The sequence below is a fragment of the Sphingomonas sp. Leaf208 genome (assembly GCF_001421415.1).
Lineage (GTDB): Bacteria > Pseudomonadota > Alphaproteobacteria > Sphingomonadales > Sphingomonadaceae > Sphingomonas.
On record NZ_LMKH01000035.1, the window covers coordinates 203004 to 229999 of the forward strand.

20 protein-coding genes are annotated in these 26996 nt (G+C 65.5%); 10 read left to right on the forward strand and 10 right to left on the reverse strand.

The window, feature by feature from the left end; genetic code table 11:
• Positions 1–41: 41 nt before the first annotated feature.
• The 9 genes from ASE69_RS22190 to ASE69_RS15985 form a co-directional block, all read right to left on the reverse strand.
• Positions 42–185: a hypothetical protein gene (locus tag ASE69_RS22190; protein WP_156362369.1), complete on the reverse strand. Its 144-nt coding sequence runs from the start codon at positions 183–185 to the stop codon at positions 42–44.
• Between the two features lie 171 nt (positions 186–356).
• On the reverse strand, positions 357–1250 hold the full coding sequence (locus ASE69_RS15955) for a hypothetical protein (protein WP_056488847.1): 894 nt from the start codon (positions 1248–1250) through the stop codon (positions 357–359).
• A 38-nt stretch (positions 1251–1288) separates the two neighbouring features.
• Positions 1289–1540, reverse strand: a complete 252-nt coding sequence (locus ASE69_RS15960) for a hypothetical protein (RefSeq protein WP_056488848.1) — start codon at positions 1538–1540, stop codon at positions 1289–1291.
• Positions 1537–3069, reverse strand: coding sequence for a PAS domain S-box protein (locus ASE69_RS15965; protein ID WP_056488853.1), 1533 nt, complete (start codon positions 3067–3069; stop codon positions 1537–1539). The genes ASE69_RS15960 and ASE69_RS15965 overlap by 4 nt, the downstream gene beginning before the upstream one ends.
• Before the next feature lie 4 nt (positions 3070–3073).
• Entirely contained in the window at positions 3074–3439 is a 366-nt protein-coding gene (locus ASE69_RS15970) for a CsbD family protein (RefSeq protein ID WP_056488854.1), read from the reverse strand.
• A 42-nt stretch (positions 3440–3481) separates the two neighbouring features.
• Positions 3482–3811: a hypothetical protein gene (locus tag ASE69_RS15975; protein WP_056488860.1), complete on the reverse strand. Its 330-nt coding sequence runs from the start codon at positions 3809–3811 to the stop codon at positions 3482–3484.
• Between the two features lie 122 nt (positions 3812–3933).
• The gene (locus tag ASE69_RS22195) at positions 3934–4107 is read right to left on the reverse strand and encodes a hypothetical protein (protein WP_156362370.1); all 174 of its coding nucleotides are present in this window, start codon (positions 4105–4107) and stop codon (positions 3934–3936) included.
• 186 nt (positions 4108–4293) lie between these two features.
• On the reverse strand, positions 4294–6219 hold the full coding sequence (locus ASE69_RS15980; protein ID WP_056488863.1) for a CocE/NonD family hydrolase: 1926 nt from the start codon (positions 6217–6219) through the stop codon (positions 4294–4296).
• Between the two features lie 73 nt (positions 6220–6292).
• The gene (locus tag ASE69_RS15985; RefSeq protein ID WP_082453172.1) at positions 6293–8638 is read right to left on the reverse strand and encodes a GH92 family glycosyl hydrolase; all 2346 of its coding nucleotides are present in this window, start codon (positions 8636–8638) and stop codon (positions 6293–6295) included.
• 361 nt (positions 8639–8999) lie between these two features.
• Between ASE69_RS15985 and ASE69_RS15990 the strand changes: the two genes are divergently transcribed.
• From ASE69_RS15990 to ASE69_RS16015, 6 genes are all read left to right on the forward strand, one after another.
• Positions 9000–10199 carry an ROK family transcriptional regulator gene (locus ASE69_RS15990; RefSeq protein ID WP_056488864.1) on the forward strand — a complete coding sequence of 400 codons (1200 nt, stop codon included), beginning with the start codon at positions 9000–9002 and terminating at the stop codon, positions 10197–10199.
• Between the two features lie 369 nt (positions 10200–10568).
• Positions 10569–13640, forward strand: coding sequence for a TonB-dependent receptor (locus tag ASE69_RS15995; protein WP_082453173.1), 3072 nt, complete (start codon positions 10569–10571; stop codon positions 13638–13640).
• Positions 13640–14818, forward strand: a complete 1179-nt coding sequence (locus tag ASE69_RS16000; RefSeq protein ID WP_235518870.1) for a glycoside hydrolase family 43 protein — start codon at positions 13640–13642, stop codon at positions 14816–14818. Before ASE69_RS15995 ends, ASE69_RS16000 begins: the two co-directional genes overlap by 1 nt.
• Before the next feature lie 122 nt (positions 14819–14940).
• Positions 14941–17202: a GH92 family glycosyl hydrolase gene (locus tag ASE69_RS16005; protein ID WP_200924194.1), complete on the forward strand. Its 2262-nt coding sequence runs from the start codon at positions 14941–14943 to the stop codon at positions 17200–17202.
• 14 nt (positions 17203–17216) lie between these two features.
• Positions 17217–18650: a glycoside hydrolase family 125 protein gene (locus tag ASE69_RS16010; protein ID WP_056489435.1), complete on the forward strand. Its 1434-nt coding sequence runs from the start codon at positions 17217–17219 to the stop codon at positions 18648–18650.
• A gap of 21 nt (positions 18651–18671) precedes the next feature.
• Positions 18672–20999, forward strand: a complete 2328-nt coding sequence (locus ASE69_RS16015; RefSeq protein ID WP_056488868.1) for a GH92 family glycosyl hydrolase — start codon at positions 18672–18674, stop codon at positions 20997–20999.
• A gap of 42 nt (positions 21000–21041) precedes the next feature.
• Here the strand turns inward: ASE69_RS16015 and ASE69_RS16020 are convergent, their stop codons facing one another.
• Positions 21042–22799 (reverse strand): aspartyl protease family protein, encoded by a 1758-nt coding sequence (locus ASE69_RS16020; RefSeq protein WP_056488870.1) that lies wholly within the window; start codon positions 22797–22799, stop codon positions 21042–21044.
• A 264-nt stretch (positions 22800–23063) separates the two neighbouring features.
• On the opposite strand from ASE69_RS16020, the gene ASE69_RS16025 reads away from it, so the two are divergent.
• From ASE69_RS16025 to ASE69_RS16040, 4 genes are read left to right on the forward strand one after another with little or no spacing between them, the layout of a single operon-like run.
• On the forward strand, positions 23064–23942 hold the full coding sequence (locus tag ASE69_RS16025) for a ubiquinol oxidase subunit II (protein ID WP_056488873.1): 879 nt from the start codon (positions 23064–23066) through the stop codon (positions 23940–23942).
• Positions 23939–26038, forward strand: a complete 2100-nt coding sequence (locus tag ASE69_RS16030; protein WP_082453175.1) for a cbb3-type cytochrome c oxidase subunit I — start codon at positions 23939–23941, stop codon at positions 26036–26038. The genes ASE69_RS16025 and ASE69_RS16030 overlap by 4 nt, the downstream gene beginning before the upstream one ends.
• Positions 26035–26661, forward strand: a complete 627-nt coding sequence (locus ASE69_RS16035; protein WP_056488875.1) for a cytochrome c oxidase subunit 3 — start codon at positions 26035–26037, stop codon at positions 26659–26661. The genes ASE69_RS16030 and ASE69_RS16035 overlap by 4 nt, the downstream gene beginning before the upstream one ends.
• Positions 26658–26963, forward strand: a complete 306-nt coding sequence (locus ASE69_RS16040; RefSeq protein WP_056488877.1) for a cytochrome o ubiquinol/quinol oxidase subunit IV — start codon at positions 26658–26660, stop codon at positions 26961–26963. Before ASE69_RS16035 ends, ASE69_RS16040 begins: the two co-directional genes overlap by 4 nt.
• Positions 26964–26996 lie beyond the last annotated feature (33 nt).

Below are 26996 nucleotides of genomic sequence, written 5' to 3' on the forward strand. Positions count from 1 at the left end.
TCATTATAAAATGTTCGTGGCGCGCACGCACCATGGGTGTCTTATTCGGACTGCTCGTTCTCGGCTGCGTCGAGCGCCTGCGCCAGCAAGGCCGCCACGAGATGGTCGTCCTGGGCGTCGGCAAGTTGCAACGCGCGGACGATGGCAATGCGAAGCGAACGGCGATCCTGTTGCGACGTGGTCATCTCGGTACCCTTGGATTTCTATCAGGTCCTCGCGGCGGGTCCTTACCCGGTCGGCAGCGACGATGTAACCTGTTTGACGAACGAACGGCCGCGCGAGTGCGCGGCCGTTCGCCGAATGGGATGCCGTCCAGTTACGCGGACGGCGCCCGTTACACGAACCGATCGGCCGTATCAGACGGCGTCGGTGTAGACACGGCGGCGGGCGGCGGTGGTCGCACCGAAGCCTGCTGCGGCGGCGCCGATGAGCAGTGCGATCACGATCATGAACGACGTGCCTGCGGCTGCGCCGGCGGCGGTGTCGGTCGCCGACTTTGCGGTCTCGATCGTCTTGTTCTTGGTCTGGACGAACTGCGCCTTGGCGCGCGTCACCTGGGCCTGAGCCTCCGGACGGCTAATCTTGCGCTGTGCAGCGACGATGTCGACGATACGGCTTTCAGCCTGTGCGCCATCCTGGCCACCCTTTGCGAGTGCCGGCAGCTCCTTGGCGATTTCCTTCTGCGCCTGCTCCGGCGTCATCTGCGCGGGATCCGACGGTGCGTCCGACAGATACTGAGCAGCTTCGGCGCGAACGTCGGTGACGTCGACATTGGCGACGTCGGCAACCTTCGGGGCTGCTGCGCCGATGCCGGTGCCGGCTGCCGATGCGACCGAACCGACGGTGCGGAATGCGCCGCCGATGATGCCGCCGACGGCCGAGGTGAGCAGGTACATGGTGAGGATCAGGGTGACGCCCCAGACGACCAGGCCGTGGATCAGGCCGTCGAACCGGTCATGCACGCCGGCGCCGCGTGCTGCGGCATAACCACCGGCACCCAGTGCGATGATCGTCGTGATGATCCAGTAGATCCCTGCGCCGATGCCGAAGCCGGTCGCGCCAGGGGTCGTGCCCTCGACCGGATCGACCAGGCTGAGGCCGATGCCGGTGCCGAGGATGCCGAGCACCAGCTGGATCGCGATCGCGATCACGACGCCGGCGAAGATTGCGCCCCACGAGATGCGGGTCGGGGTCTTCACGCGACGGAAGTCGTCCGTCGGCAGGACGCCGGGATTTACATGGTTAGCCATAATTCACTCCTGTTATTCACGAAATTCGAGGGACGGCGTCAGTCTTTGCCGGCCCTATCGATGGGTGTGTCGATCTGTTTGTCGGCCTTTGCGGTTCCGGCCTTCGAGCCTTTGCCAGCCTTCGAGGCTTCGTCGGCCTTGGCTTGGCGCGCGCCGGCCGCGCTTTCCTGCGAGCCGCGCTGCTCGATCGCGGCATTGCCGATGATCTTGCCGATCGCCTCCTGGATAGAGCCCTTCGCCTGGCGGGTGCGGGCGTCGTCCTGGTCCGATTTATCCTTGTCGCGCGTCATGCGGCGATCTCCTTCGAGGGCGCCTTGAGGTGGAGCGCGTGCGGAATGGAATCGCCATCGAACCCTCGCGCGCGCGCCCAGGCGGCGGCAGCGTTGCGACGGTTGACGCCGATCTTCGAATAGATCCGCGCGACATGGTTGCGTACGGTGTTGCTGGAGACGTCGAGCGTGCGCGCGATCGACTTGTCGTCGAGCCCGCGACAGATCAGCGCCAGCACCTCGCGCTCGCGCTGCGTCAGTTCGTCGAGCCCGACGCCGACCGGCTCGGCGTTCGGCGTGCGGATCCGCGCAAGCTTCTCCATGATCGACCGGCTGAGCCAGCTCGTGTCCTTCATCACCGCTTCGATCGCGTTGACGAGTTCGCGCTCGGACGCTTTGCGGGTGCTGATGTCGCGCATCGCCCACAGCACGCACGCTTCGTCGTCGAGCTGGATCGGCTCGGTCGAGACGATGCAGTCGATGATGTCACCGTCCTTGCCGCGGATGCGGACTTCGCGGTCGCGGATCGGTAGCCCGGCGTCGATATCGGCCTCGATCGCATGGCGCAGCGCGGGCGTTTCCCACAGGTCGACGTCGCCGAGCGGGCGACCGATGATCTCCGCCGAAGAATAACCGGTGAGGCTGGTGAAGGCCTCGTTGACGTCGCACAGCCGGTGACCGTCGCGCGCGCCGATCGCGAGCGCGACGGGGGCGAGCGAGAAAGTCCGCATGAAGCGCTCCTCGCTATGGCGCAGCTGCGTCTCGGCTTTCCGGCGCGGTTCGAGGTCGGCGAAGGTGAACAGCATGCAGGGCTGATCGCCCATGTCGATCGGCTGGCCGGCGACGATCACGAGCTTGGTCTCGCCGTCGGGCAGGCTGAGCTCCGCCTCCATCTGCGGGATGGTCCGGCCCTCGGCGAGGCGCTGCTTGCCGAGATCGCGCTTTTCGCCGCGTTCGAGGACGTCGATATCGTAGACCGTGCGCGACAGGACGGCGTCGCGGTCGTGCCCGGTCATGTCGATGAAGCCCTGGTTGACCTTCACGAAGCGAAGATCGCACAGGCGACAGATGACCGCGGGCGCAGGGTTCGCGTTGAACGACTGTTCGAAGCGATCCTCGGCCTCGAACTGTGCAGAGACGTCCTGGATTATCATAACGAGGCATTCGGGCTCGTCGTCGTCGTTGGTCAGGACGAGGCTGCGCACCTGATGCACCCAGCGGGGTTCGTCCTCGCCGGCGACCGCGACCTCGACCACGACCTCGGAAAAGGCCTCGCCCGACACGACGCGCTCGATCGGGTAATCGGCGTCGTTGAGCTTGTGGTTGTTTCGGTAGCGCAGCTGGAAACGCTGGCGGTAATCGTCGACCGTGGTGCCGAGATCCTCGACCGAGTCGACCCCGTGCATCCCGAGTGCGGCCGTATTGGCCCACAGGATGTCCTGATCGGGATCGACGAGGATGACGCCTTCGTCCAACCCCGCGATGATCTGGCGCAGATGGCGCAGATCGGGGGAGTCACGAAGCGACTTGAGAGGCGGCGCCACGGTCATGCGATCAGTCGCGCTGGCCGTGGACGAGCCAGGCGAGGCCGTAGCCGATCGCGGCGGCGCCGAGTGCCCAGAGGACGGGCGCGTCCTTGGCCGATGCCTGTGCGGTCGAGGCAGCGCGACGAGCGGCGTCGGCGGCACGATCGCCGGCTCCGCGCGCTTCGCTGCCGATCTTGTCGGCGAGTTCGGGGGCACCGTCGACGACGTCCTCGATCGCCGACTTGGCGCGGCCGTAGAGATTCTGTGCGCCGCCGGCGACCTGGTCGACGACGCCGTCGACCTGCCAGTCGCGGCTGTTCACGGTGTCGCCAACAGCCTTCTCGACCTTGCCGCCGACATAGCGGGCGCCGCCCTGGAATTCGTCCTTGTTCATGTCAGATCCTTACGTTTGGAATTGGGTGGGAAAGGCCCCGCGTTACGGCAGCACGCCGCAGCCCGCGGCGGCCTTGCCGACTTCGAGCGCGATCTTCGGATCGCGGAGCTCGGAGGCGACGCGGATAAGATCGGACGGGGTGAGCACGCCGGGCGTGGTGTCGCCCTGGCGGTACGCCGCGGCGGCCTTGCCCAGACGCTGCAACTGGCCAAGCGAGAGGTTCGCCTGAAGCCGACCGCCGACGCAATCGGAGCGCGACTGATCGAGCCCATAGCGCTGGAGCCCAGACGAGATGCGCGTCGCGGGCGCAGCGCAACCGGCAATGGACGCCAGCAGGGCCAGGGCCCCGGTGGCGGACGTCATGCGCTTCATGTGAGCAGCTCCAGTATCTTGCCGCACGCGGGGTATCGCGACGGGACTGGACGCATAAACCTACCGGTAACCTCTTGGTTCCTGGTAGTTTTGTGTAAGACTACTAGCTGTAATGTACCATATCAGGACGTCGCACGCGCCGCATAGAGCCGCGCGAACCGCAGATGCAGCGACCGCGTGCTCGAGTCTTCGGCGACCTTTGCGCGACCCTCATGCCACTCGGCTCGACGCTGAAAATAGCTCGAATCGTCGCTGTCGTCGGCGGGGAAGCGGGTGTCGTCTTGATCCGTCGTCATGGCATTGCCCTTGGTAACCTGCGCCTTCAGTACGAAATTGTAGGCGGCCGCGCGTGAGCGGAAACGACTAGGCGATGCGGTAGTATGATCAGTCTGGCGTCAGGGGGGCACGACGCTGCAGGGACGCCGCCGCGGCCGAATCGGCCGGGCGACGATTCCATCTTTATGTCGGTCTGGTTCGATCGATTATTTGGCCATTGCCGCGGATTGATCGAGCGGCACGACCGGCAACCAGACCGCGCTAGCCGATGCGCCCCCGCGGACGATCGTCACCGTTGCCGCCTTATAGTCCGCTTTCTTCGCGAGGAAGATGTTGGGCACGAACGTCTGCGGGTTGCGATCGTAGAGCGGGAACAGGCTCGACTGGACCTGGATCATGATCTTGTGACCCGGCTGGAACACGTGGTTCACGGTCGGCAGGCGGAACTTGTATTCCTGCACCTTGCCCGCCGGGATCGCGGTCGGCTTGGCGAAGCTCTGGCGATAGCGGCCGCGGAAGATGTCGAGGCTGATCGGCAGTTCATAGCCGCCCATCTTCGGATCGGTCGCGTTCTCGGCCGGGTAGACGTCGATCACCTTGACGACGAAATCGCCGTCGGTGCCGGTCGTTTTCGCGAAGATGTCGGCGATCGGCGCACCCGATACGCGCACAGGCGTGGTCAGCGCCTCGGTGGTGTAGGTCATCACGTCGGGTCGCCCATCGACGCCGCGCTGGTCGCTGACCAGCCAGTCGCCCCAGCGGCCGTCGCCGAAGTTCACCGGGCGGGGTAGGTGCGGCACGGGCTTCGACGGATCGGAGACATAGCTGTCACCGCCGGTCGTCGCCTTGCCGAAGCCGAGCGCGCCGCCCTCCTGCAGGTAGATCGGCTTGAGCGGCGACGTGCATCCTGTCTCGCACGCGAGCGGCCACGTTGCGAACTTGTCCCAGTGGTTTTCCCCGGTGTTGTAGATCGCCGCGGCGGGCAGCGTGACGGCCGGGCCGTCCTTGAGATACTGATTGAAATAGGGGAGCAGCATGTCCTCGCGGAATTGCTGTGCGGTGTCGCCGTTCCACTGGAACGGCCCGAGGCTGCGACCTTCGCGATTGATCTGGCTGTGGCGCCACGGACCCATAACGAGATGGTTGTTACCGAGCTTGCCCTTCGCCTTGAGCGCTTCCCAAGCGGTGATCGCGCCGTACATGTCCTCCTGGTCCCACAGCCCCTGTTCCCAGATCGTCGGCACGTTCGACGGGTTGGCGGCGAGCAGTTTGTCGAGCGCCTGGCCCTGCCAGAAGCCGTCATAGGCGGGGTGCGACACCATCCGCTGCCAATAGGGAAGCTGGTCGTAGCCGGACTTCTTCGCCCAGTCGCCGGCCGAGCCGACCTCGCGGAAATTGTCGTAATCGTCGTAGCCGCCGGTGGGTGGTGCCTTGCCCGCGCCCTTGTAGCCTGTCTGGCTGCCGAGCCACGCGATGTTGGCGAGACGGAACGCGCCGTAGTGGAACCAGTCGTCGCCCATCCAGCCGTCGATCATCGGGCTCTCGGGCGCTGCGACCTTCAGCGCGGGGTGCGGGGCGAGCAGCGCCATCGCGACCGTGAATCCCTCGTAGGACGAGCCGATCATGCCGACGCGGCCGTTGCTCTCGGGCAGGTTCGCCTTGTTCACCAGCCAGTCGATCGTGTCGTACGCGTCGGTGACGTGATCGACCTTGGTCGGGTTGAGCGGGCCGATGACGGGGCGCGTGACGACGTACTCGCCCTCCGACCCGTATTTGCCGCGGATGTCCTGGTAGACACGGATATAGCCCGCCTTGACGAACATCTCGTCGGCGAGCGGCAGCGTGGCGAGGATGCTCGCACTGTCGGAACGGTTCGCGCGACCCTTGGCGTTGTAGGGCGTGCGGGTGAGGACGATCGGCGCGTTCGCGACGCCTTTCGGATAGACGATGACGGTGTAGAGCTTGGTCCCGTCGCGCATCGGGATCATCACCTCGCGCTTCACGTAATCCTGCGCGGCGGTCGGCGGGACGAACTTGGCGGGGATGTCGCCGCCGACGGGTGCGGTCTTGTCCTGCGCGATTGCAGTGGTGGCAAGGGCGATCGAGGCGAGCAAGACGAATTTGAGGGACATGGCGAAGGGCTCCGGAAGCGTTGGGGCGAAGCTAGGCGCAACCGGGGCGCGGGGGCAATCGGTCTGACGGTCTTTAGTGGCGCGGCCTGGTCGAAGCCGCGGTCGAGGACGAGAACGGCCGGGCCTTCACCCCCTTGCCCCAGAGCTTGTTGGGTTTCGCGGCCATCACGAAGCGGAGTTCGCCGCCCTGGCGGATATCGTCGTCGCGCAAATAGCTGCGGGTGAGGGGTGTGCCGTTCAGCGTGACGGAGCGGATATAGGGGTTGGCATCGGACAAATTATCCGTCCGGATCGCGAACTGCTTGCCGCCGGGCAGCGCGAGCGTCGCCTGCGACAGGAACGGGCGGCCGATGACATATTCGTTCGATCCCGGCGCGACCGGGTAGAAGCCGAGCGCGGTGAAGACGAGCCATGCGGACATCTGGCCGAGATCGTCGTTGCCGCTGAGCCCCTCCGGCTTGGCGCCATATTGGCTCCGCACGATCTGGCCGAGGCGCTCCTGCGTCCGCCAAGGTGCGCCGGCGTAATTGTATAGATAGGCGACGTGGTGGCTGGGTTCGTTGCCGTGGATATACTGGCCGATCAGCCCGGCGATATCCTCCGCGTGACTGTAATCGACCTTCGAATTATCGAAGTCGAACATCGCATCGAGCTTCTTCACGGTCTTCGCATCGCCGCCGAGCAGCCGGAACAGGCCCGCCTGATCCTGCGGCACGAACCAGCTATATTGCCACGCATTGCCCTCGGTATAATCGGAGCCGTAGTTGATCGCGGTCGGATCGAAGGGGGTGCGGAACCCGCCGTTCACGAGCCTTGCGCGCAGCCAGCCGGACTTCGCGTCGAAGCTGTTGCGCCAGTTGCCCGCGCGCTTCTCGAACCGCTCGGCGATGTCGGTCTTGCCCATCCGCCGCGCCATCCGCGCGATCGTCCAGTCGTCATAGGCGTATTCGACGGTCTTCGACGCGGCCTCCGGCTCCTTGTCGATCGGGACGTAGCCGCGCTGGATATACTCGCCGAGCCCGCCATAGGAGGCGTGGTCGGCGCTCGCGACCATCGCCTGCAACGCGGCGTCCGCGTCGAAGCCGCCGATGCCCTTCATATACGCGTCGGCGATGACGGGGACGGCGTGATAGCCGATCATCGTCCACGTCTCGCGTCCGGCGAATTGCCAGACCGGGAGGATGCCGTCGGGGCTGTGCTGCTGGCTGGCGATCAGCGAGCGGACGATGTCGCTATTGGTCTTCTCGGGCTGGATCAGCGTCAGCAACGGATGTTCGGCGCGGAACGTGTCCCAGAGGGAAAAGGTCGAGCGGACGGTGAAGCCATCGGCCTGGTGGACCTGGTCGTCGGGGCCGCGGTAGCGCCCGTCGCTGTCGCTCCACACGCTGGGGGCGAGCAGGCTGTGGTAGAGCGCGGTCGCGAAGATGCGGCGCATCGGTGCCGCGGCCTCGAACTTGACCGCGCCGAGTGCGGTATTCCAGTCGCCCTGCGTCTTGGCGCGGACGGCGTCGAAGCCGCCGGGCTCGCTGTCGAGATTGGCGAGTGCGCCGGCTTCGTCGACGCCGGATATCCCGACCTTCACCTCGAGCGGTGCATCGAGCGGGCCGAAATCGAGCCGCGCTTCCAGTGCCTGACCGAGCTTTTCCGCGAGCACATCGCTGCCACGGCCGGGGCCTTGGAAGCCCTTGTACGGGATATCCTTCTCGCGGTTGACCAGCGCGTGGCCGACCAGCGGCGCGGAGAACCGCATCGCGAAATAGAGCTTGCGACCGGGCGCCCAGCCGCGCGTCTCGCGGAAGCCGGTGAGCACGCCGTCGTCGCGCAGGTGCAGCCCCGACCACAGGATCTTGCCGGGGTAATTATAGAGCGAAGACCGGAGATCGACGACGAGGTGCGCGGCCTTGCCCTTGGGGAAGCTGTAGCGATGCACGCCGATCCGCGTGCCCGCAGTCATTTCCGCGCGTACGCCGGGCCCGTCGAGGGTGACCGCGTAATAGCCCGGCTTGGCGACCTCGGTGCCGTGTGAAAAGCGCGAGCGATAGCCAGGTGCGGCGGGCGTGCCGGGGTCCATCGGCACGGTCTCGCCCGATACCGGCATGACGAGGATGTCGCCGAGATCGGAATGCCCTGCGCCCGAGAAATGCGTGTGGCTGAACCCCTCGATCGTCGGATCGTCGTAGCGATAGCCGGCAGCATGGCCGTAGCAGGTGCGGATGGCGCACGAGGTATCGGTGTCCGGCGACAACTGCACCATGCCGAACGGAGCGACCGCGCCCGGGAAGGTGTGGCCTTCGCCGCCCGTGCCGATGAACGGATCGACCGCATCGCTCGGTTTGGTGGCATCCTGTCCGAAAGCGGGGCCGGCGAGGATCGTGGTGAACAGTGCACCCACGAGGCACGATCGTGTGAAGATGGACATCGAGGTCACCCGTTCGGAGGGAAATAGGCGGGGGAGCTTGCCGGGTGCCAAGTGAACCATGTCGCGCGCATCCCCTCTATTCGTTCGGTCGCCAGACTGGCTTCATCGCCAGCTCTTGCGCAACCGCAGAAGTGGATTAGAACATCAAATTGGATAATTCAAACGAACAGTTTGAAAACGGGGGGATGCAGAAGATGGTCTTCAGACCGGGCCGATATGCCGCGCGTTCACTGAACGCCAATAGTGTGCGCTTGCCAAGCCTTCGCAATCGCGGGATCACTTCGTCGCCAACGCTGAAGTCACTACGGTGCAGCGCAAAGCGGCTTCGTCTTCTGTTCTCCAGCCTGGATTTTCGGTCCGCATGACTCTTCAAACGCCGCCGCGTCTGTCGGGGACCAACCTCGAGCGCGCCGCCGACCACAACCAGCGCGTGACGCTGCATGCCATTCGCCTCGGCGGATCGCTGACGCGGATCGATCTTGCGCGGATCACCGGGCTGACCGGGCCGGCGATCGCGAACATCACGCGGCGGCTGTTGCAGGAAGGCATGATCGAGGAGGCGGGGCAGCGCCGCGGCGGGCGCGGCCAGCCGCCGACAAAGCTCGTCGTCCGGGCCGACGCGTGTTACTCGATCGGCGTCAATATCGACCGCGACCATATCACGATCGTGCTGGTCGATTTCCTCGCGCAGATCCTCGCGCGCAAGTCGCTCGAGATCAGCTTCGCGCTGCCCGACGACGTCCGTGATCTGTTCCGACGCTCGGTCCGCGTGATGCTGAAAAGCGCGAAGGTCGATCCCGCCAAGCTGGTCGGCATCGGCGTCGCGCGTCCCGACGACCTCGCGCTGGTCGCGATGCCGGGCCGTCCGGCGGCCTATGCGGCGTGGGACGGAATCGACATGGCGACGCTGTTCGACAAGCCGCTGTCGCTGCCCGTGTTCGTCGAGAACGATGCTGCCGCCGCCGCGATGGGCGAGATGCAACTGGGCTTCGGACAGAATTACAGCAGTTTCTTCTATATCCTCGTGTCGTCGGGGCTGGGCGGCGGCTTCGTTGCGGATGGCGCGTATGTTCGCGGCACGCACGGGCGCAGCGGCGAACTGGGGTTCATGGCGGCCGGCGGCGGCAAGCGGGGACGCGAGACCGTGCAGAAACTGGTATCGCTATCCGGACTTGCCGAGCATCTGGCGAATTCGGGTTTCGAGATCGGGCAGGTTCTGCATCAGGCCGACTGGGCGCCAGACATCGAGCGCTGCCTGGAGGAATGGGTGGAGAGGGCGGCGCACACGCTCTGCACGCCCCTCGACGCGATCAACTGCCTGATCGATCCGGCGGTGATCCTGATCGGCGGGCGCCTGCCGAGCCGGTTGGTGGAACGGGTGGCGGAGCGCGTCAACGCGTTGATCCGGGACGCGACCGATGCGCCCGCGATCGCGCCGGTCCGCCGTGCCGCGCTGTCGGAGGATGCGCCTGCCGTTGGTGCGGCGATCCTGCCGTTCAGTCATTTCCTGCTGCCCAAGGCCGCAGCGCTTTGGAAGGATTCTGGCGTGGCAGCCGACTGACGCCGGTAATCGGTTTCGGTACCGCTATCTTGGCATGAAGGGACTCCGCGCGCCTGGCGTTGCGGAGCGCAGGCTGCTGTCGTTGTTCGTGTGCGACTACGCGAAGGCAGACGTGAATCGTGGCGGTGTCTTCGCTCAGACTATCAGCCCGTCAAAGGGTATTCGGCGAGTTATGTCCACAACGGGCCAAAACTAGCGCAACAATCTATTTGACAATTTGCTTTTACAATTGGCAAATAGACGGGTCGAGACTGCACGCCGACAGGATCCGATTCAACCGGACAGCCCAACCGAAAACGGGGGCAGGCGCGCTATTCGCAGGGGTAAGTGAGGGGGCGCAGGCATCCTCACGAGGAAGAGGAAAGTCTGATGACCGCAAGCATAGAATCATGCTCGATCGTGGCGCGTCGCCATCGTCCGTTGTCGTTCCTGTTGGCCACGGTCAGTCTTACTGCTGCGTTGGCCGGTGCCGCGCAGGCTCAACAGGCCGCGCCTTCCGCTATGCCTCCCCAGAGCGCGACGCCGTCCGTCCAGGCGCAGCCCGCCTCGACTGCTACGGCGGAGTCCGGGCAAGCCGCTGGCACGACACAGCCGGATGGGTCGGCGCAGGACACTGGCGACATCGTCGTTACCGGGTATCGGCGCTCGATCGAGAAAAGCCTCACTCAGAAGCGCGAGGCGAACGCGTTCGTCGACGTCATCACTGCCGAAGACGTCGGCAAGTTCCCCGACAAGAACGTCGCCGATGCGTTGCAGCGCGTGCCGGGCGTGGTCATCACCCGCGACGGCGGCGAAGGTAGCCGCGTCAGTATTCGCGGGCTTCAGTCGGGCTTGACGCTCACCTTGCTCAACGGCAATTTCCTTGCCGGCGCCGACAGTGGCGAGCCGCAGCGGTCGTTCAACTACGTCCTGCTGCCGTCCACGTTCATCGCCAGCACCGAGGTCTATAAGTCGCCCGAAGCGCGGCTCGAGGAAGGCGGCGTCGGCGGCACGATCATCCTCAACACGCGACGGCCGTTCGACGTGCCGGCGTGGTCGGGTTTCGTCTCCGCCGAGGGGACGTATTCGGACACGACCGAGAAGTACGAACCGCAGCTTGGCGGGCAGGTGTCGTGGAAGAACAAGGAGGACACGTTCGGCCTGCTGGTCGGCGGCGTCTGGCAGAAGCGTACTAACCGCGAGTTGCGTAGCTCGTCAGAGAGCTGGCTGTGGTGGAGCGACCGCGACGCACAGGGCAACGTCCTGAAGCCCGCGACCGATGTCGATGGCAAGACCTTCGCGAACAACGACGCGATCTCCTATTGGCCGGGGCAGGGCACGACTGCGCGCGATGGCACGCATTATTCGGGCTATTGGGCGCCGCAGTCGGTCAACGCCGAAGTCTTCGACCAGGAACGCGAGCGGTACGGGATCCAGGCGACCGCGCAGTTCAAGCCGTTCGAGGCGGTCACGGTCACCGCGAACTATTTCCGGTTTGGCTATAGCAGCAACTATACCTCGAACGTGCTGAAGATCCCCGAGTGGGGCTACGACAACTTCTTTACCGGCGCGACGTTCGACAAGAGCGGGACGATCTTCCAGTCGGCCAATTTCGCGGTGCCGGCGGCGGGAACGGGCTGCCTCGCGCGCCCGACCCCGTGCACGATGGAGACGCCGCAGATCGCCGGCACGTACAGCCGCGAGAAGCAGGTTTCGAACACGTTCGAGACCGAGGTCAAATATAGCCAGGATCGCTTCGACGCCGTCCTGAAACTAGGCAAGACCAAGTCGAGCGGTGGCCCGTCGGTGCGCTTCAGCGTTGCCGCCAAGCCGCGCCTGACGACGCCGGGCCGGGAGCAGAACGGCAATCTGGTCAGCAACTGGGACATCTCGGACGGCATCGCCAATTTCGAGTTCTCGCCCGAGCTGCAGAACAACATCCGCAACGGGATCGCGCAGATCGACGTGGGCTCGACCAACTCGAGCTTCGTCAACAGCGACCTCGGCCAGCGTTATGCGCAGCTCGACCTGACAAGGCGGTTCGACGGGTTCCTGAAATCGGTACAGATCGGCGGCAAGTGGCGCGACCTGAAGATCGGCCGCGAGACCGGTCGCAACGACTGGTATGCCGATCCGGCGACGTTGCTGCGTTACCAGGATACCGCCGCTGGCGCTGTCGCGCGGCCCGAATTCTTCTACGCGAACCAGATCGGCAACATCAACGGCGGCTTCAACGCGAACGTCGTGCCGGGCATCAATTTCGACGAATATCTGAAGTATCTGAATTCGACCTACGGCCAGGCGGTGCGGGTGTACGAACCCGACTTCGTCTATGCGCTGGGGGAGCGGGTCTTCGCCGGCTACGCGCAGGTGAACTTCGGGACCGGTGGTCTTCGCGGTAACGTCGGCCTCCGCATGGCCAACACGAAACAGTCGGGCAACACGTCCGATCGCCTGCAATATCTCAACGACTATTGCGTCAACGGCCCCGGCGGGGCGGCCGATCCCAACCGTCCGCTCGGCCCCGATGGCAACTGCCAGGTGCTGCCGCTCAGCGTGCGCGAGACGATCGTCAACACCCGCGCCGATCAGTCGAAGACGTACACGGATTGGCTGCCGAGCTTCAACGTGTCGTACGAAGTCACGCCTGATCTCCTCGTTCGCGGCGCGGTCGCGAAGGTGATCGCGCGGCCGTCGTTCGAGAATTTGGGGTCGCAGCGGTCGCTCACCTTCCGCTCGGATGCCTATGCATTCGATCGCGGCCAGTTCGGCGAGTTCGCCGGCTGGTCGGGCAGCGGCGGCAATTCAGATCTGAATCCGTTCTCCGCGTGGCAATATGATCTGGGCATCGAATGGTATTTCCACCGTGGATCGGTGCTCGGCGCGACCTTCTTCCGCAAGGACGTGTCCGATTTCGTGGTTCCGTTGGTCCTTAACGTCACGCGCGACGTCAACGGAACGCAGCAGCTGATCCAGCCTTACTCGACCGTCGCGAACGGATCGAATGCGCGGTCGCAGGGTGTCGAACTGTACGCGCAGCACACGCTGTCGTTCGGTCTCGGCGCGCAGGTCAACTTTACCTACAACGACACCTCGGTGGCGGACGTCACGCTCGACGGGCAGAAGGTCGGTTCGTCCGCGCTCGTCGGCAGCGCCAAGACGCAGGTCAACGCTTCGGTCTTCTACGAACACGGCAAGGTGCTGATGCGCGCCTCGTACAACCGGCGCGGCGAAGTCGTCGGCGGGTTGCAGTCGGGCCTGAACGAATACACCGATCCCTATGCGCAGGTCGATCTCAACGCGGCATACGCGCTGACCGACCGGCTGAACCTCACCGCCTCGGTGATCAACCTCACCAAGGCCGAGGAAAGCCGCCATCTCGGCAACGACACGAAGGACCGCTTCACCTACCGGAATTACTTCGGGCGGCGGGCCTATGTCGGCGTGTCGTTCAACTTCTGATGACCTGGTTTGATCGGCTTGTCTCTCGGGTGGCGCCTTCGCGGCGCTACCCTCCCTTTTCTCGCAGTGTCGCGTTGCACGGCGTTGGCGAAACGCACGGACGGCGCAGGGTTCGGATCGCGCTGACCGCGTCGGCGCTGATGATGTGCGGGCTCGCGAGTGCGTCGAACCCGATCGTTCCCGGCTGGTATGCCGACCCCGAGATCCGGGTATTCGGCGGGCGCTACTGGATCTATCCGACCTATTCGGATCACTACGGCAAGCCCGACGTCACCAGCCGTTTCTCGGCCGCGCAAAAGCCCGCGCGGCAACGCAAGACGGTGCGCCCCTCCTACGGCATGCAGACCTTCTTCAACGCGTTCTCTTCACCCGACCTGGTGCACTGGACCAAGCACGACCACGTGTTCGACGTGCGAAACGCAGGGTGGGCAGCGTACGCGATCTGGGCGCCATCGGTGATCCAGGCGAACGGGCGCTATTACATGTTCTTCAGCGCGAACGACATCCAGAGCGATGCGGAGCTTGGCGGGATCGGCCTCGCGGTCAGCGACCGGCCCGGTGGTCCGTTCAAGGACGCGATCGGCAAGCCACTGGTCGGCGCGTTCCACAACGGCGCGCAACCGATCGACCCGTTCGCGTTCCGCGATCACGATGGCCAGGTCTATCTGTTCTATGGCGGCTGGAAGCATTGCAACGTCGTCCGGCTCAGCCCCGACCTCAAGCGCATCCTGCCGTTCGCCGATGGCTCGACCTATAAGGAAGTGACGCCACCCGGCTATGTCGAGGGCTCGTTCATGATCGAGCGCAAGGGCGTCTATTACCTGATGTGGTCGGAGGGCGGCTGGACCGGTCCGGACTATAGCGTCGCCTATGCGACCGGGCCGGGGCCGACCGGGCCGTTCACGCCGCGCGGCAAGATCCTGTCGCAGGACCTGCGCATCGCGCGCGGGGCGGGGCATCATTCGGTGGTCAACGTGCCGGGTACCGACGACTGGTACATCGCGTATCACCGCCGCCCTCTCGACACCGATCGCGGCGAACACCGGCAGATCGCGATCGACAGGATGGTCTTTGCCGCCGATGGTCGGATCGAGCCGGTGGTGATGACCGATGCGGGCGTGAAGCCGCGACCGATCGGCGTGCAGAAGCCGACACGAAATTCAGGGAGAGCGATGTGAGAAACAGGGCGATCGCCAATTTGCGCGGCACGGTAGCGGCGGTCGCGTCGCTTGCCCTCGTCGCGCCCGCGCCGATACTGGCCCAGACCAAGGCGACGGCCGCCGCGTCGGCCAACGGCGCGATGCAGCCGCAGGATCAGCCCTCGGTCGATCTGGTCAACCCGCTGATGGGGACCGATTCCGACTACACCTTGTCCTACGGCAATACCTATCCCGCGGTGGCGGTGCCGTGGGGGATGAACTTCTGGACGCCGGTCACCGGCAAGACGACCAGCGGCTGGGGCTACACCTACGACGCGAACACAATCAACGGCATCAAGCAGACGCACCAGCCCAGTCCGTGGATGAACGACTACGCCGCGTTCTCGCTGATGGCGACGACCGGCGCGCTGAAGGTGAAGGAGGACGAACGCGCGTCCTGGTACAGTCACAAGGCGGAGGATAGCCGGCCGTACAGCTACAAGGTCTATCTCGCCGATTACGACGTGACCGCGGAGGTCGCGCCGACCAACCGCGCCGCGCAGTTCCGCTTCACCTTCCCGCAGAGCAACGACGCGCACATCATCCTCGACGGCTATGCTGGCGGCTCGATGGTTTCGATCGACAAGGCCAAGCGCCGCATCACCGGCTATGTCCGCAACAACCACGGCGGCGTGCCCGACAACTTCCACAATTACTTCGTCGCCGAATTCGACCACGACTTCACCGTTAGCCAGACCTGGGACGGCAAGGGCCAGGTCAGCGCGACGTCGACGCGCGAGGGCGATCATGTCGGCGCGGTCGTCAGCTTCAAGACGCGCAAGGGCGAGCAGGTCGGCGTCAAGGTCGCCTCGTCGTTCATCAGTCTCGAACAGGCCGAGCGAAACCTGCGCGGGGAGATCGGCGGCGACGGGTTCGAGCAGACCAAGACGAAGGCCAAGGCGATCTGGCAACGCGAGTTCGACCGCGTCCAGGTCACCGATCCCAATCTCGACAACCGCCGCATCTTCTATTCCGCGCTGTACCGCATGCTGCAGTTCCCGCGGATGTTCCACGAGGTCGATGCCACGGGCCAGACCGTCCACTACAGCCCGTATGACGGCAAGGTGCACCCGGGCTTCCTCTACACCGATAACGGTTTCTGGGACACGTGGCGCGCGGTCTTCCCGTTCTTCGCGCTGATGTATCCCGAGCGCGACAGCGAGATCATGCAGGGGCTGGCCAACACCTACAAGGAGTCCGGCTGGCTGCCCGAATGGGCCAGCCCCGGCCACCGCGACGTAATGATCGGATCGAACTCGGCGAACCTGATCGCCGACGCGTATCTGAACGGCGTGCGCGGGTTCGACGTCGAGACCTTATATGAGGCGATGGTCAAGAACGCGACGACATCGCAGGGCCGCCCGGTCGACAAGAAGGGCAAGATCGTCGGCGCGGTCGGGCGCGAGGGCGTCGAATATTATAACCGGCTCGGCTATGTGCCGTATGACGTCGGCATCAACGAGAATGCCGCGCGCACGCTCGAATACGCCACCGCGGACTTCTCGATCTCGCGGCTTGCGGCGGCACTCGGCAAGACCGAGGACGCCAAGCTCTACGCCACGCGTGCGCAGAATTACCGCAAGCTCTACGACACGCAGAGCGGCTGGATGCGCGGCCGCAACAAGGACGGCAGCTGGTCGACGCCGTTCAGCCCGTACAAATGGGGCGACGCGTTCACCGAGGGCAATGCGCTGCATTACAGCTGGTCGGTGATGCAGGACGTGCAGGGGCTGGCCGACCTGATGGGTGGGCGCGAGGCGTTCGTGAAGCGGCTCGACTCGATCTTCACCACGCCGCCGATCTTCGACGACAGCTATTACGGGCAGACCATCCACGAAATCCGCGAGATGCAGATCGTCGACATGGGGCAATATGCGCACGGCAACCAGCCGATCCAGCACATGACCTATCTCTACGACTGGGCCGGCGCACCGTGGAAGACGCAATATCACGTCCGCGACGTGATGAAGAAGCTCTACTCGCCCGCGCCGGACGGCTATCCAGGCGACGAGGACAATGGCCAGACCTCGGCATGGTACGTGTTCTCGGCGCTTGGCTTCTACCCGGTCACGCCTGCGGTCGGGCAATATGCGATCGGCAGCCCGCTGTTCCAGACCGTGAAGCTGACGATGCCGGGCGGCAAGATCCTGACGATCGAGGCGGCGAACAACGGCCCCGGCAACGTCTACATCCAGTCGGCGAGCTTCAACGGCACCCCGCACGACAAGCCCTGGCTGACGCGCGCGGCGTTGCAGCAGGGCGGCACGCTGCGGTTCGTGATGGGGCCGACGCCGAACACCGCCTGGGGATCGGCGAAGGCGGATGCGCCGTTCTCGATGAGTGCACCGGTGGCGGGACGTTGACCGTGGAGACCGGAATGGGCTTTCGTCGACGCGACGTGATGACGGGCGCCGCCGCGCTGGCCGTCACCGCGAGCGTGCCGCGCGCTGCCGCCGCCGCCGCGCCACTCGTGAGCAAGCGACCGCCACGCGGCCAGCGCCGCTTCGTCAGCCCCGCGGTCGAGGCCGAGATCGCGCGCGTGAAGGCAAAGATCGCCGACCCCGAACTCGCCTGGCTGTTCGAGAATTGCTATCCCAACACGCTCGATACTACGGTCAAGATCGGCACGGTCGACGGCAAGCCCGACGCGTTCGTCATCACCGGCGATATCGAGGCACTGTGGCTGCGTGACAGTTCGGCGCAGATGCAGACCTATGTCCACCTCGCGCCCAAGGATGCTGCCTTGCGCCGTGTCTTCACCGGGCTGATCGCGCGGCAGGCGCGGTGCATTCTGATCGACCCTTATGCCAACGCGTTCATGGAGGATCCGACCGCCAGGTCGAACCTCGGCGCGCGGACCGACCAGACCGACATGAAGCCGGGCGTTGCCGAGCGGAAGTGGGAGATCGATTCGCTCTGCTACCCGATGCGGCTCGCGCACGGCTATTGGACCGCGACGCGCGACAAGACGCCGTTCGACGATCTGTGGGCGAAGGCGATGCGCCGCGCGGTCGCGACCTTCCGCGAACAGCAGCGCAAGGACGGCAAGGGCCCGTATCATTTCCAGCGCCTGAACGTCTCGCCGACCGAGACGCTGATGTTCGAGGGCTACGGCGCCCCGACGCGGAAGGTCGGGCTGATCCATTCGATGTTCCGCCCGTCGGACGATGCGTGCCTCTATCCGTTCCTGATCCCGTCGAACCTGTTCGCGGTGTCGGCGCTGCGCATGCTGGCGACGGTCCAGCGCGAAGCGCGCGGCGATATGGCGGGCGCGACCGATAGCGAGGCGCTGGCGACCGAGGTCGAGGCGGCACTCCGCGCGCATGGCCGGATGCCGGACGGGCAGGGCGGCGAGGTCTGGGCGTACGAGGTCGATGGTTTCGGCAACGCGATCTTCATGGACGACGCCAACGTGCCGAGCCTGTCGGGCCTGCCGCTGCTCGGCGCGGCGGATCGCAGCGACCCGCTGTTCCGCCGCACTGCCGCGCTCGCGTGGAGCGATCGCAACCCGTATTTCTTCACCGGTACCGCCGCGCGCGGGATCGGCGGCCCGCATATCGGGCTCGACATGATCTGGCCGATGTCGATCATCACGCACGCGATGAACAGCGACGACGACGCCGTGATCCGCCAGTGTCTTGCATGGCTCAAGACGACGCATGGCGGCACGGGGTTCATGCACGAATCCTTCGACAAGGACGATCCGGGCAAGTTCACGCGCAACTGGTTCGCCTGGGCCAATGGATTGTTTGGCGAGCTGATCCTCGACCTCGAGCGCCGCAAGCCTGCCTTGCTGGCAGCTCGCTACTGATTTGAATTCCGGGAGATAAACATGACCACCGCCAACCGCCGCGAGGTGCTCGCCGGCACCGGTCTCGCAAGCCTAGCTGCTGCGTTGCCCGTCACCAACGCCGCGGCCGCGCAGGCGCCGGTCGCGGGCAAGCCCGATCTGTTCGTAGGCACCGGCGGCCACGGCCATACCTATCCCGGCCCGTCGCTGCCGTTCGGGATGGTCCAGCTCGGACCCGATACCGACAATAGTCGCTGGGATGCGTGCTCGGGCTATCACCAGGACGATGGCTCGATCATGGGCTTCAGTCACACGCATCTGTCGGGCACCGGGATCGGCGACATGCTCGATGTGCTGGTCGTGCCGACGCGCGGCCCGTTGCAGCTGAAGCCCGGTGCACTCGGCAAACCCGAACAGGGGTATCGCCAGCGTTTTACCGACGAACTCGCCGAGCCCGGCTATTACCGCGTGAAGCTCGAATCGGGCGTGCTCGCCGAACTCACCGTGACGGAGCGGACCGGCCATCACCGCTACAGCTTCCCGCAGGGGCCCGGCCACATTCTGGTCGACTTCGCGCACATGATCCTCGACGTCTGGGACAAGGGTACGTTGATCGACGAGGCATCGCTGGCGATCTCCCCCGACGGGATGCTGACGGGCAGCCGCCGCGTCCACCGTTGGGCGAAGGGCCGGCGCATCCATTTCGCGATGCAACTCTCGCGCAAGCCCGACCGCGTCCAGTTCTTCGGTGACGACGACGCGCCTGCACCCGCGGGCGCCAAGGGCGTCACCGGCAACCGCCTGAAGGTCGCGTTGTTCTTCGACCAGGCGGGCGCCGCGCCGATCCTCATCAAGACCGGCATCTCCGCGGTCGACGTCGCCGGCGCCAAGGCGGCGCTCGACGGCGAGGCGGCAGGCTGGCAGTTCGACGCGGTGCGACGCTCGGCGGCGCGCACGTGGCAGGCCGAACTCGACCGCATCCGCGTTGATGGCGGTACGCCCGAACAGCGCACGATCATGGCGAGCGCGCTCTATCACGCGTTCCTCTCGCCGACGCTCTTCACCGACCGCGACGGCCGCTATGTCGGGCTCGACCGCAAGGTGCACCAGACGACCGCCGCCGAACCCGCGTTCAGCACCTTTTCGATGTGGGACACCTATCGCGCGCTGCATCCGCTGCTAACCCTCGTCCAGCCCGACAAGGCGGCGCAGTTCACCCGCGATCTCGTCCGCCAGACGGTGCAGAGCCCGACCGGATCGCCGGTCTGGCCGCTGCAGGGCGTCGAGACCGCGTGCATGATCGGCTGGCATTCGGTGTCGGTGCTCGCCGAAGCCTGCGCCAAGGGGATCAAGGCGGATTACGCCGCCGCGTGGCCGCAGATCCGCAGCCGCGCGTTCGATCGCAATTTCCCCGACATCGACAGCACGCTCGGCCGCGGCTTCTATTACGACCTCGGGTTCGTGCCCGCGGACAAGACCTGGGAGTCGGTCAGCCGCACGCAGGAATACGCCTATGACGACTGGGCGATGGCGGTGCTCGCCGATGCGGCTGGCGCCAAGGCCGACGCCGCCGCGCTCCGCAAGCGCAGCCTCAACTACCGCAACGTCATCGATCCCAGGATCGGCTTCGCCCGGCCGCGCTTCGCCGATGGCAGATGGTGGGCCGATTACGATCCGATCCAGCTTGGCCACAATCCCGAGAAACAGCGCGACTATACCGAGGCGAACGGGTGGCAGGCGACGTTCCTCAACCAGCACGACGTCTATGGCCTGATCGCGCTGTTCGGCGGCGATGCGGGGTTCGTGACGAAGCTCGACGCGCTGTTCACCGCGCCGTCGACGCTCCCCAAGAATGCGCCGCCCGACATCACCGGGCTGGTCGGCCAATATGCGCACGGCAACGAGCCCGACCAGCACGCCGCCTATCTCTATGCCTATGCTGGTGCGCCGTCGAAGACGCAGGCGATGGTCCGTCGCCTGCTGACCGAGATGTACAAGGCCGAGCCAGACGGCGTCATCGGCAACGACGATTGCGGCCAGATGAGCGCGTGGTTCATCCTCTCCGCGCTCGGCTTCTACCCGGTCGATCCGGTCAGCGGCGTCTATGTCTTCGGCTCGCCGCTGTTCGACGCGGCGCAAGTCGATCTCGGCCAGGGGCGCACGTTGCGCGTCGTCGCGAAGGGCAATGCGCCGGCCAGCCCCTATGTCCAGTCGGTCCGCTGGAACGGCAAGCCCTGGACGCGGAACTGGATCGCACACGCCGACCTCGCGCGCGGTGGTGAACTCGAATTCACGATGGGACCGAAGCCGTCGTCGTTCGGCACCGCCAAGGCGGACCGCCCGCCGTCGTTCGGATCCCAGCCGCGATAAGGGTGCTGCGCCGGGCGCCAGCAGGTAGACGTCGGCGTCCGGTCAGCCGTTGAGCCCGTACCGCGCCGCGCGTTTGGCGACGTTCGGGTTGATCGCGAGCGCGGCCTTGCGGTCGGCGTCTGCCGCTTCGGTCTTGCCCGCGCGTCGTTCGGCGATCGCGCGGGTGTAGAGCGACCAGGCGTTGCGCGGGTTGGCTTTGACCGCGGCGTCATAGTCGACGAGCGCGGCGTCGAGCTTGCCGAGCCGCAGGTTCACCAGCGCGCGGCTGTCCAGATAGGCGGCATAGCCGGGGCGGAGCTTCACGGCGGTGTTGCAGTCGGACATCGCACGATCGAGCTCGCGGTTCAGCAGCGCGCGCGCCCAGCATCGGCCGTTAAACGCGGTGGAGCGGGCGGCGTCCTCGGGATGCATCTTCAGCCAGGCATCGTAATTGACGATCGCGAGCGCGGGCTGGTCGAGATTTTCGTACAAGCCGGCAAGCTGGAGCCGGCGATCCGACCCGGCCGGCAGCGCGCGATCGGCGACCTTGGCATCTTCGCCCGCGCCATCCGGATCCCGGCTCATCAAGCGGAGGCGTGCGCGCAGCAGGCGGACGTCGGTATTGTCCGGCATGAGCGTCACGGCCTTGTCGAGGTCGGCCGCGGCGAGCAGGAGCTGACCGTGCGCGAGCCGGGCCTGCGCGCGCTGATACACGTAGCGGCCTTCGCTCGGTGCCATCGCCACCGCCTTGTCGAGATCGGCGAGACCTTCCTCGATCCGGCGCTTCGACAGGAACACCGCGGCCCGTCGGCTGAATCCCTCGGCATCGGTCGGCACGGCAGCGGTGTCCGTCAGGTCGAGCTTTTCGCCCGCGGTGGTACGCGCGCCGCTCGGCGTCAGCCCGAAGACCGGGCCGCCTTCATAGGTCATGTAGAGCAGGTGGTTCGCGTTCGACACGAAGATGCGGTGCGTCAGGAAGAAATCGAACCCGATCAGCATGTCGCCGTCGATCCGGATGTCGGCGATCTGGAATTTCGGGTGCGGCACGGTCTCGCCGCCGAGGTCGATCGTATCAAACGGAGCGCGCCAGGTCGCGAGCTGCTTCGCACCGATGCCCGAGTTCAATCCGACCGCAGTCACGCCGGGGCTGGTCGGGGTGATGCCGGCGCGCTTGGCCGCGGCGAGCGTCATGACGGTGGTCTGCGCGCCTGAATCGAACACCGCGCGCATCTTGACGCCGTTGACCAGGACGGTGCCGATCGTGTGCGGCTTGAACGGCCCGGTGCCGCCGCGTTCGAGCGGGATCGTCGAAAACGGTTTTCCCGCGGCCCAATAGGCGAGCCCGACATTGCCGCAGCCATCGACCCGCATCAGCCGCACGGCGCTGTGCGGCAAATCATATTCGACATCGGCGAGACCGAGGATATTCTGGCCGAGCAGACCGGCCGTCCCCGTGTCGGTGCCGCCGACGATGAAACTCACACGCGGGATCGGCAGGCCGGCGAGCGAGAAATCCTTTGCGCTGGCGACGGCTGCGGACGTGTCGCCGTTGACGCCGCGCAGCCGGAACCAGGGGGGAGCCGGTTCGCTCGACAGCCCGAACTCCGCAGCCGACGCGCGCGACACCGTGCTGTAGAAGGCGCCGCTATCGACGATGAACCGCGTGTCGTGCGTGCCGAACTTCGCATCGACCATCGCGCGGCGACCGGTGAGGGTCACGGGCAGTTCGGCGATCTTGCTGACCTTGCACGCGGCCACCGCCGGGCCGGCCGCCGTCAGGCCCAATAGCGCGAGCACACCCAACCGAACCCGTCCGCGCACACCCGTCTCCCGATCCCGACTCTCGATTCCAAGCGGAAGACTATCGGAGCGACTGTCACGAGCAAGTGACGACGGTGTCACGCGGAGCATTTGGATGATCCAACGGAAACCGGATTTGGGCATGAAGTTTTTGTTAAGGAGCAGCCGGACCGGCAGTCGTGCGTTGCGGCAATGGTAACCTTAGAGCATCACGCCATAAGACGCTTCTTCACGGAGCCGGCGCGAAACCGTTCCTGGGCGCGGGCGGTGCGACAAGGGGGCCAGGTGATCGTTCGATTGAAGTGGAGTCTATCGCGGTTGGCGCCGCTCTCGATCCTGATGGGTCTAGGGGGCTGCACTGCGCTGTCGCACGGGTTCTTCAACCCGCAGGGGCCGGTGGCGGGGCACGAGCGCGACCTGTTCGTCACCGTGTCGATCGTGCTGCTGTTCGTCGCCGGGCCGGTGCTGCTGCTGACGCCGCTGTTCGCGTGGCATTACCGGTTGTCCAACCGCGGCGACGCGTACCGGCCGAAGTGGAATTTCTCGTGGTGGGTGGAAGGGCTGATCTGGATCCCGCCCGCCGGGATCGTCATCGGGCTCGCCGTGCTGCTGTGGCATTGGACGCAGATCGACGATCCGTATCGACGGTTGCCGGGCGCGGTGCCGGTCGAGGTGCAGGCGATCGCGCTCGATTGGAAATGGGTGTTCGTCTATCCCACCCTCGGCGTCGCGTCGGTCGATCGGCTGACCATTCCCGCTGGACGGCCGGTACATATCACGCTGACCAGCGGCACGGTGATGCAGTCGATGCTGATCCCGCAGCTCGCCGGGCAGATCTATGCGATGGGTGGGATGACGACCGAGCTGAATATCCAGGCGCACCGGCCGGGACGGTTTCGCGGCGAGAACACGCAGTATAACGGGGCCGGCTTCCAGCAGCAGAAGTTCGACGTCGTTGCGGTGTCGCCGGCGAAATACGATCGCTGGGCGGTGGCTGCACGAAGCGGCAAGCGCACGCTCGATGCGCAGACGTGGCGGCGGCTGTCCGCACGGTCGATCATCACGCACCCCGTCGAGTTCGCGCATGTCACGCCGAACCTGTTCGAGCACATCGTCGCCGCGACCGGCGGCATGACCCATTCTTCTCCGAAAGCCGCTCGATGACCGTTTCCGTTCCCCTCTGGCCCGCCGTGCTCGGCCGGTTCGGCTGGCAGGACCTGCCGTTCGTGCGCGCATGGGAGAACCCGACGATCAGCGAGATCATCGGCGCGTTCGCGGGCGCGTTGGTGGTGGTCGGCGCGGTCGTCGTCGCGGCGCTGCTGACGCGCTATGGTAAGTGGCGGTATCTGTGGACCGAGTGGCTCACCAGCCTCGACCACAAGAAGATCGGCATCATGTACATCGTCGTCGCGTTCGTGATGCTGTCGCGGGCGCTGGTCGAGGCGGTGCTGATGCGGATGCAGCAGGCGGTCGCGATCGAGAACCCCGGCTTCCTGACGCCCGACCATTTCGGCCAGCTGTTCTCGACGCACGGCTCGATCATGATCTTCTTCATGGCGATGCCGTTCCTGACGGGGATGATCAACTATGTCCTGCCGCTCCAGATCGGCGCGCGCGACATGGCGTTTCCCTGGGCCAACTCAATTGCGTTATGGCTGACGATCGGCGCCGCGGGGCTGATGATGGCGAGCCTCGTCGTCGGCGAATTCTCGACCGGCGGATGGAGCGCCTACCCGCCCTATACCGAGCGCGCGTTCAGTCCCGGCGTCGGTGTCGACTACTGGATCTGGGCGGTGACGTTGGGGTCGATCGGCTCGACGATGGCGGGGATCAACATCGCCTGCACCGTCTACAAACTGCGCGCGCCGGGGATGCGGTTCATGCGGATGCAGATGTTCGCATGGACCAGCCTGTGCACGTCGATCCTGATGATCTTCGCGATGCCGCCGCTGACCGTCGCCACGCTGCTGCTCGCGCTCGACCGCTATCTGGGGTTCCATTTCTTCACCAACGACCTTGGTGGCAACATGATGAACTATGCCAACATGTTCTGGCTGTTCGGCCATCCCGAGGTCTACATACTGATCCTGCCCGCGTTCGGCGTGTATTCTGAGGTCGTTTCGACCTTCTCGACCAAGGATCTGTACGGCTACACCTCGCTGGTGATCGCGACGATGGCGATCGCGGTGCTGAGCTTCACCGTGTGGGTCCATCATTTCTTCACAATGGGGCAGTCGGCCAACGTCAACGCGGCGTTCGGGATCGCGACGATGACGATCGGCGTGCCGACCGGCGTGAAGATCTACGACTGGATCTGGACGATGTTTCGCGGCGAGGTGCGCTTCACGGTGCCGATGTTGTACGCGCTCGCGTTCATGATGACGTTCGTGCTGGGCGGCTTCACCGGCATCATCCTGGCGATGCCGCCGCTCGATTACCTCGTCCACAACACGCTGTTCCTGGTTGCGCATTTCCACAACATGCTGATCCCGGGGCTGCTCTACGGGATGCTCGCGGGCTATCATTACTGGTTTCCCAAGGCGTTCGGGTTCCGCCTCGACGAGCGCTGGGGGCGGATCGCGTTCACCTGCTGGGTGGTCGGGTTCTACCTCGCCTTCTTCCCGCTGTACGTGCTCGGCGCGAGCGGGATGGCGCGGCGGACGCAGGCGATCTTCGAACCGTCGTTCCGGCCCTGGCTGTACGTCGCCGGCGTCGGCGCGTTCGTCCTGCTGGCAGCACTGACGTCGCTCGGCATCCAGTTGTGGGTGAGCATCCGCGACCGTGCCAAGACGCAGGTCGAGGCAGGCGACCCGTGGGATGGCCGCGGGCTCGAATGGTCGGTCAGCGCACCGCCGCCCGAATATAATTTTGCGGTGCTGCCACTGATCGACGGACGCAACCCGTTCTACGATCACAAGCATGACGAGGGCCAGCCTGATCCTTACGCCTCGCCGCTAGCATATGAGGACATCGTTGTGCCGCGGGGTAGCGCGACCAGCGTCGTGATCGGGATCACCGCCGCGTTCGCCGCGTTCGGGCTGATCTGGGAGATCTGGGGGCTGACCATCGTCGCGCTCCAGGTGATCGTCGCCGCGGTCGTGCTGCGCAGCTTCGGTCGCGACCAGCACCGCACCATTCCCGCTGCGGAGGTCGCGCGCGAGCATGAGGCCTGGCTGACGCGCGTACGGGCGACGCCCGCGATCCCGCGGCAACTGGAGACCGCCGCGGTCAATCGTGGCCTTGCGGAGATCGTGGCGTGAGCGAACCCGAACTGGCGCATGCCGGCCTCAACCTAGGCGACACCGGCGCGCTGACGCAGGACCAGGCGGAGAACGCGATCTTCGGCTTCTGGATATTCCTGATGAGCGATGCGGTGATCTTCGCGCTGCTGTTCGCGACCTACGGCACGATGATCGCCAGCACCGTCGGCGGCCCGACGCCCGCCTCCGAGTTCAAGCTGCTGTCGGCATTTATCGAGACGCTGCTGTTGCTGACGAGCAGCGCGACGTTCGGCCGCGCGACGATCGCCATGAAGTACGACGAACCGCGCCGCGTGTTGTTCGGTTGGCTCGGTGCGACGCTGGGCCTAGGCCTCGTCTTCCTCGCGCTCGAAGCGAACGACTTCGCGACGATGTTCGCGCATGGCGCCTATCCGATGCGCAGCGGCTTCCTGTCGTCGTTCTTCGCGCTGGTCGGGCTGCACGGACTCCACGTCGCGGTCGCGTGCTTCTGGCTGGTCGTGATGGTCGGGCAGGTCTGCGCGTACGGCCTCGATGCGCGAGTGCGGATCAACCTGTTGCGGCTGGGGCTGTTCTGGCACCTGCTCGATATCGTCTGGATCGCGATCTTCTCGGTCGTCTATCTGCAAGGGAACATCGGATGAGCGACCGGACCCGCGAGCTGCGCACCTATGCGGTCGGCTATGCCTTGTCGCTCGCGCTGACCGTGGCGGCCTTCGTAATGGTCCGCTGGCCGTCGTTCGGTGCGCGTGCGATCTTCGGCGGCGTGCTGGCGCTGGGCCTCGTGCAGATGGCGGTGCAGTTCCGTTGTTTCCTCCATATCAGCCTCAAGCGATCGTCGCGGCACGACCTTCAGCTGATCCTCTTCTCCGCGTTGATTATCGCGCTGATGGTGTCGGGAACGTTGGTGATCCTGTTCAACCTTCGCGGGCGGATGATGGGGTGAGGGCAGGCGACTGCGTAGCGGGGTGAACCGAAC

What these genes read in the sequence shown, in the direction of transcription:
- ASE69_RS22190 (WP_156362369.1), bottom strand. Translation starts at nt 185, where the DNA reads ATGACCACGTCGCAACAGGATCGCCGTTCGCTTCGCATTGCCATCGTC.
- ASE69_RS15955 (WP_056488847.1), bottom strand. Translation starts at nt 1,250, where the DNA reads ATGGCTAACCATGTAAATCCCGGCGTCCTGCCGACGGACGACTTCCGT.
- ASE69_RS15960 (WP_056488848.1), bottom strand. Translation starts at nt 1,540, where the DNA reads ATGACGCGCGACAAGGATAAATCGGACCAGGACGACGCCCGCACCCGC.
- ASE69_RS15965 (WP_056488853.1), bottom strand. Translation starts at nt 3,069, where the DNA reads ATGACCGTGGCGCCGCCTCTCAAGTCGCTTCGTGACTCCCCCGATCTG.
- ASE69_RS15970 (WP_056488854.1), bottom strand. Translation starts at nt 3,439, where the DNA reads ATGAACAAGGACGAATTCCAGGGCGGCGCCCGCTATGTCGGCGGCAAG.
- ASE69_RS15975 (WP_056488860.1), bottom strand. Translation starts at nt 3,811, where the DNA reads ATGAAGCGCATGACGTCCGCCACCGGGGCCCTGGCCCTGCTGGCGTCC.
- ASE69_RS22195 (WP_156362370.1), bottom strand. Translation starts at nt 4,107, where the DNA reads ATGACGACGGATCAAGACGACACCCGCTTCCCCGCCGACGACAGCGAC.
- ASE69_RS15980 (WP_056488863.1), bottom strand. Translation starts at nt 6,219, where the DNA reads ATGTCCCTCAAATTCGTCTTGCTCGCCTCGATCGCCCTTGCCACCACT.
- ASE69_RS15985 (WP_082453172.1), bottom strand. Translation starts at nt 8,638, where the DNA reads ATGTCCATCTTCACACGATCGTGCCTCGTGGGTGCACTGTTCACCACG.
- ASE69_RS15990 (WP_056488864.1), top strand. Translation starts at nt 9,000, where the DNA reads ATGACTCTTCAAACGCCGCCGCGTCTGTCGGGGACCAACCTCGAGCGC.
- ASE69_RS15995 (WP_082453173.1), top strand. Translation starts at nt 10,569, where the DNA reads ATGACCGCAAGCATAGAATCATGCTCGATCGTGGCGCGTCGCCATCGT.
- ASE69_RS16000 (WP_235518870.1), top strand. Translation starts at nt 13,640, where the DNA reads ATGACCTGGTTTGATCGGCTTGTCTCTCGGGTGGCGCCTTCGCGGCGC.
- ASE69_RS16005 (WP_200924194.1), top strand. Translation starts at nt 14,941, where the DNA reads ATGCAGCCGCAGGATCAGCCCTCGGTCGATCTGGTCAACCCGCTGATG.
- ASE69_RS16010 (WP_056489435.1), top strand. Translation starts at nt 17,217, where the DNA reads ATGGGCTTTCGTCGACGCGACGTGATGACGGGCGCCGCCGCGCTGGCC.
- ASE69_RS16015 (WP_056488868.1), top strand. Translation starts at nt 18,672, where the DNA reads ATGACCACCGCCAACCGCCGCGAGGTGCTCGCCGGCACCGGTCTCGCA.
- ASE69_RS16030 (WP_082453175.1), top strand. Translation starts at nt 23,939, where the DNA reads ATGACCGTTTCCGTTCCCCTCTGGCCCGCCGTGCTCGGCCGGTTCGGC.
- ASE69_RS16040 (WP_056488877.1), top strand. Translation starts at nt 26,658, where the DNA reads ATGAGCGACCGGACCCGCGAGCTGCGCACCTATGCGGTCGGCTATGCC.